Origin of the sequence: Caulobacter segnis, from assembly GCF_019931575.1 — a bacterium.
Classification (GTDB): Bacteria; Pseudomonadota; Alphaproteobacteria; order Caulobacterales; family Caulobacteraceae; genus Caulobacter; species Caulobacter segnis_C.
Genome location: NZ_CP082923.1, coordinates 4,984,570 through 4,998,013 on the forward strand (window position 1 = coordinate 4,984,570; position 13,444 = coordinate 4,998,013).

At 67.4% G+C, this 13,444-nt stretch carries 14 protein-coding genes, 2 tRNA genes and 1 pseudogene; 6 read left to right on the forward strand and 11 right to left on the reverse strand.

Features of this window, described 5'->3' with window-relative positions; genetic code table 11:
• Positions 1–3: 3 nt before the first annotated feature.
• Complete coding sequence (aroA, locus tag K8940_RS22830; protein ID WP_223392321.1) at positions 4–1,335, reverse strand: 3-phosphoshikimate 1-carboxyvinyltransferase; 1,332 nt, start codon at positions 1,333–1,335, stop codon at positions 4–6.
• A 118-nt stretch (positions 1,336–1,453) separates the two neighbouring features.
• Here aroA and K8940_RS22835 point away from each other — a divergent pair, with 118 nt between their 5' ends.
• The 4 genes from K8940_RS22835 (at position 1,454) to K8940_RS22850 (ending at position 3,187) form a co-directional block, all read left to right on the forward strand.
• Positions 1,454–1,921, forward strand: a complete 468-nt coding sequence (locus tag K8940_RS22835) for a TIGR02300 family protein (protein ID WP_223392322.1) — start codon at positions 1,454–1,456, stop codon at positions 1,919–1,921.
• A gap of 228 nt (positions 1,922–2,149) precedes the next feature.
• Positions 2,150–2,225: transfer RNA gene (locus K8940_RS22840), tRNA-Ala, on the forward strand.
• A 179-nt stretch (positions 2,226–2,404) separates the two neighbouring features.
• On the forward strand, positions 2,405–2,833 hold the full coding sequence (locus K8940_RS22845; RefSeq protein WP_223392323.1) for an Hsp20 family protein: 429 nt from the start codon (positions 2,405–2,407) through the stop codon (positions 2,831–2,833).
• A gap of 84 nt (positions 2,834–2,917) precedes the next feature.
• Positions 2,918–3,187, forward strand: a complete 270-nt coding sequence (locus tag K8940_RS22850; RefSeq protein ID WP_223392324.1) for a DUF1150 family protein — start codon at positions 2,918–2,920, stop codon at positions 3,185–3,187.
• 43 nt (positions 3,188–3,230) lie between these two features.
• Here the strand turns inward: K8940_RS22850 and ptsN are convergent, their stop codons facing one another.
• The 9 genes and pseudogenes from ptsN to K8940_RS22895 form a co-directional block, all read right to left on the reverse strand.
• On the reverse strand, positions 3,231–3,695 hold the full coding sequence (ptsN, locus tag K8940_RS22855) for a PTS IIA-like nitrogen regulatory protein PtsN (RefSeq protein ID WP_223392325.1): 465 nt from the start codon (positions 3,693–3,695) through the stop codon (positions 3,231–3,233).
• Between the two features lie 83 nt (positions 3,696–3,778).
• Complete coding sequence (gene hpf / locus K8940_RS22860; RefSeq protein ID WP_223392326.1) at positions 3,779–4,411, reverse strand: ribosome hibernation-promoting factor, HPF/YfiA family; 633 nt, start codon at positions 4,409–4,411, stop codon at positions 3,779–3,781.
• A 74-nt stretch (positions 4,412–4,485) separates the two neighbouring features.
• A complete protein-coding gene (locus tag K8940_RS22865; RefSeq protein WP_223392327.1) occupies positions 4,486–5,097 on the reverse strand; it encodes an exopolysaccharide biosynthesis protein in 612 nt (203 codons plus the stop codon).
• Positions 5,098–5,136: 39 nt separating this feature from the next.
• Positions 5,137–6,642: an RNA polymerase factor sigma-54 gene (gene rpoN, locus K8940_RS22870; RefSeq protein WP_223392328.1), complete on the reverse strand. Its 1,506-nt coding sequence runs from the start codon at positions 6,640–6,642 to the stop codon at positions 5,137–5,139.
• Positions 6,643–6,847: 205 nt separating this feature from the next.
• Positions 6,848–7,606 (reverse strand): LPS export ABC transporter ATP-binding protein, encoded by a 759-nt coding sequence (lptB, locus tag K8940_RS22875; protein ID WP_223392329.1) that lies wholly within the window; start codon positions 7,604–7,606, stop codon positions 6,848–6,850.
• Positions 7,607–7,615: 9 nt separating this feature from the next.
• Positions 7,616–8,185, reverse strand: a complete 570-nt coding sequence (locus K8940_RS22880; RefSeq protein ID WP_223395958.1) for an LptA/OstA family protein — start codon at positions 8,183–8,185, stop codon at positions 7,616–7,618.
• Positions 8,186–8,242: 57 nt separating this feature from the next.
• A pseudogene (gene lptC, locus K8940_RS22885) lies at positions 8,243–8,906 on the reverse strand (LPS export ABC transporter periplasmic protein LptC).
• Complete coding sequence (locus K8940_RS22890) at positions 8,873–9,490, reverse strand: ribonuclease D (RefSeq protein ID WP_223392330.1); 618 nt, start codon at positions 9,488–9,490, stop codon at positions 8,873–8,875. The pseudogene lptC and the gene K8940_RS22890 overlap by 34 nt, the downstream one beginning before the upstream one ends.
• A 170-nt stretch (positions 9,491–9,660) precedes the next feature.
• Positions 9,661–9,747: transfer RNA gene (locus K8940_RS22895), tRNA-Leu, on the reverse strand.
• A 170-nt stretch (positions 9,748–9,917) separates the two neighbouring features.
• On the opposite strand from K8940_RS22895, the gene K8940_RS22900 reads away from it, so the two are divergent.
• Positions 9,918–10,877 (forward strand): complex I NDUFA9 subunit family protein, encoded by a 960-nt coding sequence (locus K8940_RS22900; RefSeq protein WP_223395960.1) that lies wholly within the window; start codon positions 9,918–9,920, stop codon positions 10,875–10,877.
• Positions 10,878–10,958: 81 nt separating this feature from the next.
• On the opposite strand, the gene K8940_RS22905 is transcribed toward K8940_RS22900, so the two are convergent.
• Positions 10,959–11,762, reverse strand: a complete 804-nt coding sequence (locus K8940_RS22905; protein WP_223392331.1) for an undecaprenyl-diphosphate phosphatase — start codon at positions 11,760–11,762, stop codon at positions 10,959–10,961.
• 228 nt (positions 11,763–11,990) lie between these two features.
• Between K8940_RS22905 and K8940_RS22910 the strand changes: the two genes are divergently transcribed.
• Entirely contained in the window at positions 11,991–13,439 is a 1,449-nt protein-coding gene (locus K8940_RS22910; protein WP_223392332.1) for an NAD(P)-dependent oxidoreductase, read from the forward strand.
• Positions 13,440–13,444: the final 5 nt, after the last annotated feature.

The window sequence follows — 13,444 nt, forward strand, 5'->3', positions numbered from 1 at the left end:
GTGTCAGGCCTCGCCCAAGGTCGCCCCAAGCCCGCGCATCAGGTCGGCGAAGGCCGGGAAGCTGGTGGCGATCATGCCGGGCTCGTCCACCGCCACCGGGGCCTGGGCGGCCATGCCCAGGATCAGGTGGCTCATGGCGATCCGGTGGTCGCCGTGGGTCTCGACGGTCGCCCCGCCGCGCGGCGGTTGGCCGGTCCCGCGGACGATGAAGCCCTCCGGCTCTTCCTCGACATCGACGCCGCAGGCCTCGAGGCCCGCCGCCGTCAGGGCGATGCGGTCGCTTTCCTTGACGCGCATCTCGCCGACGCCGCGCATCACCGTCTCGCCGAAGGCGAAGGCGGCCGCGACGGCCAGGATCGGATATTCGTCGATCATCGCCGGGGCGCGCTCGGGCGGGACGACCACGCCCTTGAGCTTGGAATAGCGGGCGGTGACGTCGCCGACCTCTTCGCCGCTGGCGACGCGCCGGTTCGTGATCACCAGGTCAGCGCCCATTTCCTGCAGGGTCGTGAAGAGGCCGGTGCGCAGTTCGTTGAGCATCACGCCCTCGACCGTCACTTCCGAGCCGGGGACGATCAGGCCGGCCACCAGCGGGAACGCCGCCGAGGACGGATCGCCCGGCACGGCCACGTGCGTGCCGGTCAGCTTCTGGCCCTCGGGCAGGCGGATGTGGCGGATGGTCTTGTCGCCGACCTTGCGGTCCTCGACGATCACCTCGGCCCCGAAGGCGCGCAGCATGCGCTCGGTATGGTCGCGGGTGGCTTCCGGCTCGATCACCTCGACGCCGCCCTCGGCGTGCAGGCCGGCCAGCAGCACGGCCGACTTCACCTGGGCCGAGGCCATGGGCAGGGTGTAGTTCAGGCCGCGCAGACCGCCCCCCTTCAGGGTCAGGGGCAGGCGGCCCTTGTCGCGGCCCAGCCAGGTCGCGCCCATGCGGGCCAGCGGATCCAGCACCCGGCCCATCGGACGGCCGCGCAGCGAGCTGTCGCCGGTGAAGGTGGCGCACATGGGGAAGCCGGCGGCCGCGCCCATGATCAGGCGCACGCCGGTGCCGGCGTTGCCGCAGTCGATGACGTCGACCGGCTCCTCGAAGCCGCCCTTGCCCTCGATGCGCCAGCGCCCGACGCCTTCCTGCTCGACCCGCGCGCCGAAGGCCCGCATGGCCCGCGCGGTGGCGAGAACGTCGTCGCCCTCCAGCAGACCCTCGACCGTCGTCGTCCCGGTCGCCAGCGCGCCCAGGATCATCGATCGGTGCGAAATCGACTTGTCACCCGGAGCTCGCACGATCCCTCGCAGAGCGCTTCCGGGGGCGCTCTTCAATCCAGCCGACGACATGCCGAAACCGGCTCCTTAGTATTTGGTGGTTTGCGCGAAGGGGTTTGCTTTTGACAGCGGGCTCTCGCCATGGCAAGTGACCCGCCGCTTTTCCCATCAGGATCAAAGGGTCGCCACCTTGGCCAATCCCGACTTGGGCGCAAAACAAATCTGCCCCAACTGCCAATCGAAGTTCTACGATCTCAACCGCCGCCCGGCCGTCTGCCCCAAATGCGGTGAGCAGTTCGACCCGGAAGAGGCCCTGAAGTCGCGTCGCGTCCGCGCCCGCGCCATCACGCCGGATTACGACTCCGACGATGAAAAGGAGACGCCGGCCCCGAAGGAGGTCGACGGCTACGAGGACGAGGTCGACGAAACCCCGGAAATCGACGAGGCGGCCGAGGCCGACGTCGTCGAGACCGACGACGAGGACGCCGAACCCGGCGCCACGCCGGCGGCCGGTGACGACCTGGGCGTCGATTTCGCCGAGGACGAGGATCTCGCCGAGGACGAGGCCGACGACGTTCCGTTCCTGGAGGACGAGGACGACGAGGACAATCTCGACGACGAGATCGAAGGCCTGCCCGGCGAGGGCGACGACGACTGATCCAGGCGATCGCCTTGATGGATAGCCGGCTTCGGATCCCCGAAACCGGCTATCCACAGGGGTTTGAGGGGCTGCGACACTTTTCTCGAAAAAAGTTCGAGAAGAGGCTTGATCCCAAAAAAATCCCGGACTAGTTTCCGCGCCTCTTCGGGGGGGCGACGCAAGTCGGAAACGCCGAAGAGACCAAGGATTTCCGAGAGTTACCGCAAGGTTCCCCAGGAAAAATTTGGGGCTATAGCTCAGCTGGTAGAGCGCTTGAATGGCATTCAAGAGGTCAGCGGTTCGACTCCGCTTAGCTCCACCATCAAGGCCCGGACGGAAACGTCCGGGCCTTGTCCATTTCTGGGCCTGAATTCTTCACGGCCCCGCTCCCCTCTTGAACCCTCCGTCTACGACCTCCACATCTGGAGCCGTGTCGTGGGGATCTGCGCCGATCCTCGGGTTTGTCTCCGCGAACGAAGTCGCTTGAGCGAGGACTTCGCGATGACCCGGACGATCCTGTTCGACAGCCCCTTCCTGCTGGGCTTCGAGCACACCCGAGACCTGATCGAGCGCGCCGCCAAGGCCGCCTCGGAAAGCTATCCCCCCTACAATGTCGAGCAGGCCGACAACGGCGGCGTGCGCATCACCCTGGCGGTGGCGGGCTTCTCGCCCGAGCAGCTGCAGGTGACGGTCGAGGCGGGTCAGCTGATCGTGGCGGGCAAGCGCGACAGCGCCGACGGGCGTTCGGAGGCCGAGCGGGCCTTCCTGCACCGGGGCATCGCCGCCCGGGGCTTCGTGCGCACCTTCGTCCTCGCCGAGGGCATGGAGGTGACCGCCGCGACCCTGGAGCACGGCCTCTTGCACATCGACCTGGCTCGGCCCGAACCCGAGCGCCTCATCAAGCGCATTCCGATCCGTAGCGCGGGCTGAACAGCCGCGTGGAACCCGTCCCTCCCGGCGCGGCGCTGAACCGGCCGGAGAAAGGCGCGTTCCCTAACCAAGGAGGTGGTCATCATGACGCCTAACACCCACCACGACCCGCTCTTCACGAGCGAAGCCTTCGCGGCCCTCGGCGCGCCCGATCTCGTCTATGTCCGGCCGATCAAGGCCGCCGAGATCCTGGCCGACGTCCCGGAAGGCGTGGAGGACTTCAACCTGTCGCCCGACCAGACCCTGTACGCGGTGTGCCGCGCCGACGGAGCCCGTCTGGCCGTCATGATCGATCGCGACACGGCGATCGCCGCCGCCCTGGCCCACGAACTGGCCCCGGTGTCGGTCCACTAAGCTTGAAACGAAAGAGGGCCCTCACGGGCCCTCCAGAGGCCTCCTAGGCCGCCGTGCTGGTCGCCTCGTGCGTCAGCAGCACATGGATGGCGTCGGCCGAGCGCGCCTGGCGCAGGGCCGAGCGGATTTCGGGCTGGCGCATCATCCGCGCCACCCGGGCTAGGGCCCGCAGATGCTGGGCGTTGGCGTCGCGCGGGGCGAACAGAGCCACCAGCAGGTCCACGGGCTTGTCGTCGAGGGCGTCGAAGGCCACCGGCGCATCCAGGCGCACCATGACCGCGCGGACGCGGTCCAGGCCGTCCAGGCGCGCGTGCGGAATGGCCACGCCCTCGCCCACGCCGGTCGAACCGGCGGCCTCGCGGTCGACCAGGCCCTCTAGCGCGGCGTCGACGTCGACGCCCAGCACGCGGGCGGCGACGTCGGCGACCATGGAAAGAGCCTGGCGCTTGCCGGGAGCGCCGGCGCGCAGCGCCACCGCTCCAGGGTCCAGAAGATCGCCAATGGTCATGGATCTAACGCTCGCTCGTTGTCGACCGCCTTGGCGCCGTCGCCGAGGGTCCGCCGACGACGCCTCCGACCATGGCTGGCCGGTTAGCTCGCGGTTGACCCGTGCCCGTTCAGCGACTTCGTGCGTTCGGGGTCGATCCAGCCGATATTCCCGTCTGGACGCCGGTACACCACGGACAATCCGCCGTGGGCGGCGTTCCTAAACACGATTGCCGGGTAGGCGGTCAAGTCCAGTTCCATGACAGCCATGGAAACGGTCATCGTCTTCACTGCGGCGTGGGTCTCCGCGATGACCATCGCCGCGGGCGCGCCCGTCGGGTGGTCGTTGTCACCAACCCAGTCCTCGTCCTCGATGTCCTCGGCCTCGGGGGCCCGGAGAACGAACATCGAGGCGTTCTCGACCTGCTTGGCCGTGGCGGCCGCCGAGTGGCTCTTCAGCCGCCGCTTGTATCGTCGAATACGGGTGTCGATCTTCGCCAGGGCCGAGTCGAACGCCGCGTGCGCGTCGCCGCCAGAACCGTGGCTGATGAGTTGCTGGCCCGAAGCCAGCTTTACCGAGCAATCGACACGGAAGGCATAGCCATCCTTGCTGACCACGACCTCGGCTGCGCCGCCTCGATCGAAGTATTTCCCAATGCTCAGAGCGATTTCGTCGGAGACTCGCGCTCGCAGAGCCTCACCAACGTCGACATGCTTGCCGGAGACTTGGACTTGCATATCGATACAACGCGCCTGTCAAAGACGGGTGTCAAGCGGCGCCGTAGGTCCTTAAGGAGAGGCCTCTAAGGGCCTCACATGAGCCCCGAAAAGACCCCCATGAGCTTGCGCACGGCGATGATCACGACGTGGGCGCTGACGAACAGCAAGGCCCCGCTTCCCAGCGCCATCAGGTAGCCCAGCAGGGCCAGAACGCCGTCCCGCTGGAGCAGAGCGAGGGCCAGGACGGCGACGGTCGCGCCGGGCGCAAGGTTGCCCAAAGGGATCGGCAGGACCAGCACCAGGGCCAGCAATGTGCAGACCACGCCGATGGCCCGCTCGCCCAGGGGTGCGAACATCGGTCGCAGCCTGGGACGGGTGACTAGCTCCATGCTGCGGACGATCGGGCCAAGCCGCCGGAACAGTCCGCGCAGGTCGTCGCGCTTCAGCGGCTTCTCCACGAGGGCGCGGGGCAGCCACGGCGTGTCGGCGCCCATGGCGATCTGCGGGGCCAGGAACAGGATCGGCAGAGACAGAAGGGTCGAGGACCCCGGCGGCAGCGGCAGGGTGTTCAGCAGGCCGAAAACCAGCAGCATGGCCCCGAACGCGCGGCTGTCGAACGCGGCCAGCATCTCGCCGACCGTGAGGGTGGGGCTGGCGTCCTCGCCGAACCCCTCGATCACGTCCGCCAGACTCTTTTCACTCATCGCGACCCTTCCACCGCTTCGAAACGCGCGGAAGGGGTTCTAGACCGCTTCCTTCATCAGGCGACGACGCTCGACCGACGACGGGATCCGCATGGCTTCGCGATACTTGGCCACGGTCCGACGGGCGATGTCGACCCCGGCGGCCTTGAGAATTTCAACGATGGCGTCGTCGGAGTGGACCTGCGCCTCGGTCTTCTCGGCGTCGACCAGGCCCTTGATCTTGTGACGGACGCTGGCGGCCGAGTGGGCCTCGCCGCCTTCCGACGACTGGATGGCCGAGGTGAAGAAGAACTTCAGCTCGAACACCCCGCGCGGCGTGGCGATGTACTTGTTCGAGGTGACCCGGCTGACCGTGCTCTCGTGCATGCCGATGGCGTCGGCCACGGTCTTCAGGTTCAGCGGGCGCAGATGCTCGACACCGAAGGCCAGGAAGCCGTCCTGCTGGCGGACGATCTCGCTGGAGACCTTCAGGATGGTCTTGGCGCGCTGGTCCAGGCTCTTCACCAGCCAGTTGGCCGTGGCCATGCAGTCAGCGACGAAGGTCTTCTCCTGATCGCTGCGCGCGCCCTTGGAGACGCGGGCGTGGTAGCGCTGGTCGACCAGCACGCGCGGCAGGGTGTCGGTGTTGAGCTCGACATGCCACATGCCGCCCAGGCCCTCGCGGACCATGACGTCGGGCACCAGGGTCTCGGCCGGTTCGCTGTGATAGGCCGCGCCCGGACGCGGGTTCAGCGACCGGATCTCGGCGACCATGTCGCGCAGGTCCTCGTCGTCGACGCCGCAGATCCGGCGCAGGCCGGCCATGTCGCGCTTGGCCAGGAGCTCGAGATTGTCGAGCATCGCCGCCATGCAGGGGTCGTAGCGGTTCAGGTCCTTCAGCTGCAGCGCCAGGCACTCGCGCACGTCGCGGGCGAAGACGCCGACGGGCTCGAAGCCCTGCAGCGTGGCGAGGGTCTCCTCGACCATCTCCAGCTTGCAGCCCAGGCGCGCGGCCAGCTCGATCACGTCCAGGCGCAGGTAGCCGCCCTCGTCGACGGCGTCGATCAGGATCTCGGCGATGGCGTTGCGGGCCGGCGACAGGGCCGCCTGGACCAGCTGCGCGCGCAGGTGGGCGGCCAGGGTCGGAACGTCGGTCAGGGCGCTCTCGTAGCCCTCGTCGCCCTCGAACGAGCCGCCGCCGCCAGCGCGCGACCAGTCGATCTGGCCGCCGGCGTGCTCCGCCCCATGGTCGGGGTCCGCGCCGTCGCCCGTGGCGCGCTCGCCTGGCGAGACGTCGTCGGAGGGGGTGTCCAGTTCGCGGCCGGCCGTCGTGTCGGCCACGGCGTCGACCTGGGTCAGGCTGGCGTCGCGCACGGCCTCGACCTCACCCGCCGGCTCGGACTCGCCCTCGTCGCGTTGCAGGAGCGGGTTGCGCTCCAGCTCGGCCTCGACGAAGGCGTCCAGCTCGATGTTCGACAGTTGCAGCAACTTGATGGCCTGCTGCAGCTGCGGGGTGATGACGAGGCCCTGGCCTTGCCGGAGCTCCAGTCGGTGGCTGAGCGCCAATGCGCCCTCCTGACGAACGAATGAACTTTCGAGCGTCATTGAAGGGCTGGTTTGGTTAACGGGTCGCCAACGCCTGCAAATATCGGGCCGGTGCGACCTTCCGTCCCGAAAAATATCGCGACGAGGGTCTTCGCCTTGTCAAAACAAGGACTTGGAGCGCGCTTGGGAGGGGGAAAGGGCGGCTTTCGCCCGTTCCCCGCGCCAATCAGTCACCCAATCTGGGCTCGGAGAAGCTGTCGCCCAGATAGACGCGCTTAACTTCCGGGTTGTCGACGATCTCGCGCGGCGAGCCTTCGAACAGCACCTCGCCGGCGTGGATGATCGAGGCGCGGTCGATGATGTCCAGCGTCTCGCGCACGTTATGGTCGGTGATCAGGATGCCGATGCCGCGGCCCTTGAGGTAGCCGACCACCTCGCGGATGTCGGCGATCGCCAGGGGGTCGATGCCGGCGAAGGGCTCGTCCAGCAGCATGAACGACGGCTCGCTGGCCAGGGCGCGGGCGATTTCCACGCGGCGGCGCTCACCGCCCGACAGGGCGACGGCGGGCGACTTGCGGATGTGGGTGATGCGCAGCTCTTCCAGGATGCTGGTCACCTGTTCGCGGGCCTTGCGCGGATCTTTCTGGCGCATCTCGACCACGGCCATGACGTTCTGCTCGACCGTCATGCCCCGGAAGATCGAGGCTTCCTGCGGCAGGTAGCCGACGCCGAGGCGGGCGCGCTGGAACATCGGCTGGGACGTGATGTTCTCGCCATCCAGATAGATCGCGCCGTAGTCGGCGGCGATCAGGCCCGTGACCATGTAGAAGCAGGTGGTCTTGCCGGCGCCGTTCGGGCCCAGCAGGCCGGCGACCTCGCCGCGCTTCAAGCGCAGGGAGACGTTCTTGACGACCGGACGGTCGCCGAACGACTTGCCCACGGAGTCGACGAACAGGCCGTCCATGTCGTTGGAGGTCAGGGTCATGAAGGGACTCTAGCGCGGGGCGTTCTGGTCGGCGGCGGCCGGCGTGTCGGACGTCTTGCTGTCTTCTTGATAGAACACGGCGCGCACGCGCTTGGGCGAGGCGCGGCCCGGATTGTTGGATTCCAGCTTGGCGTCGTTGGTCTTGGTGTTGACCGTCAGCTTGTCGCCAGTGGTCACGTCCTTGCCCTTCGTGACGACGACATTGCCGGTCAAGACGGCGATGTTGTTGTCGAAGGTGTAGACGGCGTGATCGCCGCGAGCCTGCTGGGCTTCACTGACTAGATAGACCGTGCCCTCGGCTTCCATGCGCTGGGCCGCGCCGCAGTTGTTGTTGGCGTCGCCGCCGGCCTTGCGGGCGCTGTAGATCGTCACCTGCTTGGCGCGCATGCGCGAGCGGTTCTGCAGGATCTCCACGTTGCCGCGGAAGATCGTGATGCACTTGCTGTTGATCGTTTCCTGCTGATCGGCGGACACGTCGATCGGCGCGCTCGAGTCGCCTTGCTGGGCGTGGGCCGCGCCGCTGGCTCCAACGCCAGACAGGATCAACGCGGTCGCCGCCGCAGCCGTCCATCGCTTCATCAGAACCATGTCCTCATCCGTCGCGGCTCGCGTCCGAAGCGAACCTGCGCCATTTCTTTACTGCCGTTCGAACCGCGCGCGAACCCCGCCTCGGAAGACGATGCGATCGCCCTTGTCATATACGGAGTAAGCGCGAGATTGCACCTGTCCGCTGGGACCTTCGCCGTTCATCGTGGTCTCGCCCGTGACATTTCCGGTCTTGGTGTCGACGAACGACTCCTCCGACGCGAAGCGGTAACCGGTGCCATCGTCCAGCCGGACGTCGTCCTTCAGGTTCAGGCTGAAGTCGTCCTGACGGTAGACGCCGTGCTTGGCGGTCATGCGCGTGGGGGTGGGCGAGCCCAGATCCAGGGTCAGGGCCGGGTCGTCCAGGATGATCCGGCGCGGATCGTTGTCGTCGCGGATCGCCGACCGTGCGGTGATCATGAAGCTGCGCCCATCGGTCGACTGGCCGTAGAAGCGCGGCGTGATCAGGCGGATCTCGGTCTTGGCCTCGGTCGGCGGATGGGTCGCGGCCATGTAGGTCCGCCAGCCGACCTGCGAGGCGACGATCAGCAGCAGGATGCCGATGGCTAGCGGCAGGACGATGCGGGCGGCCAGCACGCGGCGCGAGCGGCGGCGCCAGCGCGCGAGGTCGGCGCTCATCGCTCGTCCGGTCATGACCGCGGTCGGGTGCATCCGCTTCCGTCAGCTGTGGGCGAAGATATCGACCTCCTCCCAGCCGGCCAGGTCGAGCGAGGCGCGGTGGGGGAGATAGTCGAAGGCGTGTTGCGCCAGGGCCATTCGGCCCTCGCGTTCCAGCATGATGTTCAGCTTGTGGCGCAGGGCGTGCAGGTGCAGCACGTCCGAGGCGGCGTAGGCGACCTGTTCGGGGCTCAGCGACGGCGCGCCCCAGTCCGACGACTGCTGGACCTTGGACAGCTCGACACCCAGCAGTTCGCGCGTCACGTCCTTCAGGCCGTGGCGGTCCGTATAGGTCCGGGCCAGCTTCGAGGCGATCTTGGTGCAGTAGACGGGCGCGGTCACGACTCCCAGATGGAGTTCGAACATGGCGATATCAAAGCGGCCGAAGTGAAAAAGCTTCAGGATCGCCGGATCGGTCAGCAGCGCCTTCAGGTTCGGGCAATCGTAGCCGGGGCGCTTCAGGCGCACCACGTGGGCGTCGCCGTCGCCCGACGACAGCTGGACCACGCACAGCGGATCGCGCCCCAGGCGCAGACCCATGGTCTCCGAATCGATCGCGATAATGCTGGCGCCGGCGAACACGCCGTCGGGCAGGTCGCCCTCGTGAACGAAATTGGCCAAGTCTCAGAAATCTCCGACAGATCGCGCGCGCGACGCGATCAACCACGCGCCCGTTATAGGCGCGCGTTACTTATACTCACGATGAACGGGATATCTATCCGCCCAGATTTCTGAACTATGGGGGGATTTTGGCGCCACCCCCGCTTCTCGAAAGAAGCTCGGTTAAGGGGTGGTGCCCAGGAGAGGACTCGAACCTCCACGACCTTTCGGTCACTGGCACCTGAAGCCAGCGCGTCTACCAATTCCGCCACCTGGGCCCGCTGTCGCAACCGGTTAGGTCGCCGCGAGGCCGGGACGTTTAGGGAAAGCTTCTGACCGCGTCAACAGGCAAAAAACGACAAATCGTGATTTCGTTGCGAACAAGGCCAGGGTCGTCTAATTCCCCCGGTTATCGCGGTAGAGTCATCGCATGCGACGAGGAATGAAGATGCAGGGTCTGGTCACGGTGTTCGGCGGCTCCGGTTTCGTGGGCGGCCAGGTCGTGCGGGCGCTCGCCAAGGCGGGCTACCGGGTGCGGGTGGCCGTGCGCCAGCCGAACCTGGCCTATCGCATGCGCATGCTGGGCGACGTCGGCCAGATCGAGGTCTTCCAGGCCAATGTCCGCAATCCGGCCTCGGTGGCCCGCGCCCTGGACGGGGCCGAGGCCTGCGTGAACCTGGTGGGCGTGCTCTGGGAGAGCGGCCGCCAGAAGTTCCAGTCGCTGCACGCCATGGCCGCCAAGACCGTGGCCGAGGCCGCCGCCAAGGCCGGCGTCAAGCATCTCGTCCATGTCAGCGCCCTGGGCGCCAAGGCCGATTCGACCTCTAAGTACTTCCGCACCAAGGCCGAGGGCGAGGCCGCCGTCCGCGACGCCTTCCCGGGCGCGACGATCGTGCGTCCGTCGCTGGTGTTCGGCGTCGACGACAAGTTCTTCAACAAGTTCGCCCAGATCGCTGCCCTGGCCCCGGTCATGCCGCTGGTCGGCGCCGACACCCGCGTCCAGCCGATCTTCGTCGGCGACGTGGCCGCCGCGATCGCCAAGATCGTCGCCAACCCGGCGGCCGTGGGCGTGACCTACGAGCTGGGCGGCCCGACCGTCTACACGATGCGCGAGATCCAGCAGCTGATCCTGACCGAGACCGGCCGCAACCGCCCCCTGGCCGCGCTGCCGTGGCCGGTGGCCTCGCTGATCGGCTCGCTGGGCGACCTGGTCGCCGGCGTTCTGCCGCCGCCGCTGACCAGCGACCAGGTCGAGATGCTGAAGACCGACAATGTCGCCGAAGGCGGCCTGCCGGGGCTGGCCGAGGTCGGCGTGGTCGGAACGTCCGTCGAGGCCGTGGTCCCGACCTATCTCTACCGTTACCGCAAGGGCGGCCAGTACGCCGAGACCCCGGCGGGCGCGTTCTAGGGGCTTACGCCGAACCGGAACGAAGAAGGGCGAACGCCGCGCGGCGTCCGCCCTTTTTGTTTCGGCTCCCTCGCCGCTGGCTCAGTGGCGCAGGTACAGCACCGCCAGGCCGCCGACGCCGACGACGATCCGCCACCAGGCGAACGGCGCGAAGCCGCGCTTGCCGACGAAGTCGAGCATGTACTTCACGACCACCAGACCCGACAGGAACGACACGACGAAGCCGATGGCCACTACGCCGACATGGCCGGCGTCCAGGGCGTCGCGGTTCTTGAAGACGTCCAGGGCGAAGGCTCCGACCATGATCGGGATGGCCATGAAGAAGCTGAACTCGGCGGCGGCCCGGCGCTCGATGCCGAACAGCATGGAGCCGACGATGGTCGAGCCCGAGCGCGAGACGCCCGGCACCAGCGACAGGCACTGGAACAGGCCCACGATCAGCGCCTTGTGCAGCGGCAGGGTCATGGCGTCGTGGTCGACGGCCGGCGGAGCCTTCTTGTCGATGAACAGCAGGATGACGCCGCCGATCAGCAGCGACCAGCAGATGATCAGCGGGCTCTCGAACAGGAACTTCTTGATCACGTCGTGCAGCAGCAGGCCGGCCGCGAAGGCCGGGGCGACGGCGACGATGACGCTGAGCGCGAAGCGGCGCGCCTCGGGCTTGGTCGGCAGGCCGATCAGCACGCCCCACAGCTTCTGGAAGTAAAGGGCCACCACCGCCAGGATCGCGCCCAGCTGGATCAGCACGATGAAGGTGTCCCACGCCGGATCCTTGAGGCCCATGGCCTCCTTGGTCAGCAGCAGATGGCCGGTGGACGAGACGGGAATGAACTCCGTCAGCCCCTCGACCAGACCCAGAATGATAGCGCTCAACCAGTCAGGCATTTCTTGGCTCCAAACCCGCGTCTGGCGTGCGCCTGACATGGTAAACAGGTCGTAAATCCATAAAGTGGACTAATTTACCCATCTCTTGCGAGTCGCTCTCAAAGACCACGCCCGAAACAGGGATATATAAGTCTATAAATTTGACCAACACATTCTTATTGCGCTGAAGAGTCCGTATGAGGCCGGCCTGAGCAATTTTTCTCCTACTGGAGAGACGGGGAAAGTCGCATGGCCGAACGCATGCTGAAATTCATCTCGGTGGCCCGCAAGACGCCCGAAAAGCGTGCGGCCGCCGAACGTTCGGGCGACTTCCACGAGATCTACGCCGACTTCATCGACGCCAAGGCGACCGAGCAGGCCTCGCGTTGCTCGCAATGCGGCGTGCCGTTCTGCCAGACCCACTGCCCCCTGCACAACAACATCCCCGACTGGCTGCGGATGACGGCCGAGGGCCGCCTGGAAGAAGCCTACGCCCTGTCGCAGGCGACCAATTCCATGCCGGAAGTCTGCGGCAGGATCTGCCCCCAGGACCGCCTGTGCGAAGGTAACTGCGTCATAGAGCAGTCGGGTCACGGCACCGTGACGATCGGCTCGGTCGAACGCTACCTGACCGACAAGGCCTGGGAGAACGGCTGGGTGAAGCCGCTGGTCGCCGGTGAAGCGCGCGGCCAGTCGGTCGGCGTGATCGGCGCGGGCCCCGCCGGCCTGGCCGCCGCCGAGAAGCTGCGCGAGGCCGGCTACGACGTCACCGTCTACGACCGCCACGACCGCGCCGGCGGCCTGCTGATCTACGGCATCCCCGGCTTCAAGCTGGAGAAGGACGTCGTCGAGCGCCGCACCCAGCGCCTGGCCGACGGCGGCGTCGTGTTCAAGCTCGGCTTCGAGGTCGGCAAGGACGCCACTCTGGAGGATCTGCGCGCCAAGCACGACGCAGTGCTGATCGCCGTTGGCGTCTACGCCGCGCGCGACCTGACCGTCCCGGGCGGCGGCAGCAAGGGCGTGGCTCCCGCCCTCGACTATCTGATCGCCTCGAACCGCGTGGGCCTGGGCGACACCGTCGCGGCCTACGAGTCCGGCGAGCTGAACGCCGAGGGCAAGGACGTGGTCGTGGTCGGCGGCGGCGACACCGCCATGGACTGCGTGCGCACGGCCATCCGCCAGGGCGCCAAGTCAGTCACCTGCCTCTATCGCCGCGACAAGGCCAACATGCCCGGTTCGATGCGCGAAGTGGCCAACGCCGAGGAAGAGGGTGTCACCTTCGAATGGCTGGCCGCCCCGCGCGCCCTGTCGGGCGAGGCCGAGGCCGTCACCGGCGTGCGCGCCATCCGCATGCGCCTGGGCGCCCCGGACGCCTCGGGCCGCCAGAGCCCCGAGGAGATCCCCGGCGGCGACTTCGACCGTCCGGCCCAGCTGGTTCTGAAGGCCCTGGGCTTCGAGCCGGAGAACCTGCCCGAGCAGTGGTCGGCGCCGGACCTGAAGGTCACCCGCTGGGGCACGGTCAAGGCCGACGTCCGCAACCAGATGACCAATCTCGACGGCGTGTTCGCCGCCGGCGACATCGTGCGCGGCGCCTCGCTCGTCGTCTGGGCGATCAAGGACGGCCGCGACGCCGCCGACGCCATCCACCGTTACCTGCAGGCCAAGGTCGGCGCGCCCGCGCTGATCGCGGCGGAATAAGAAAG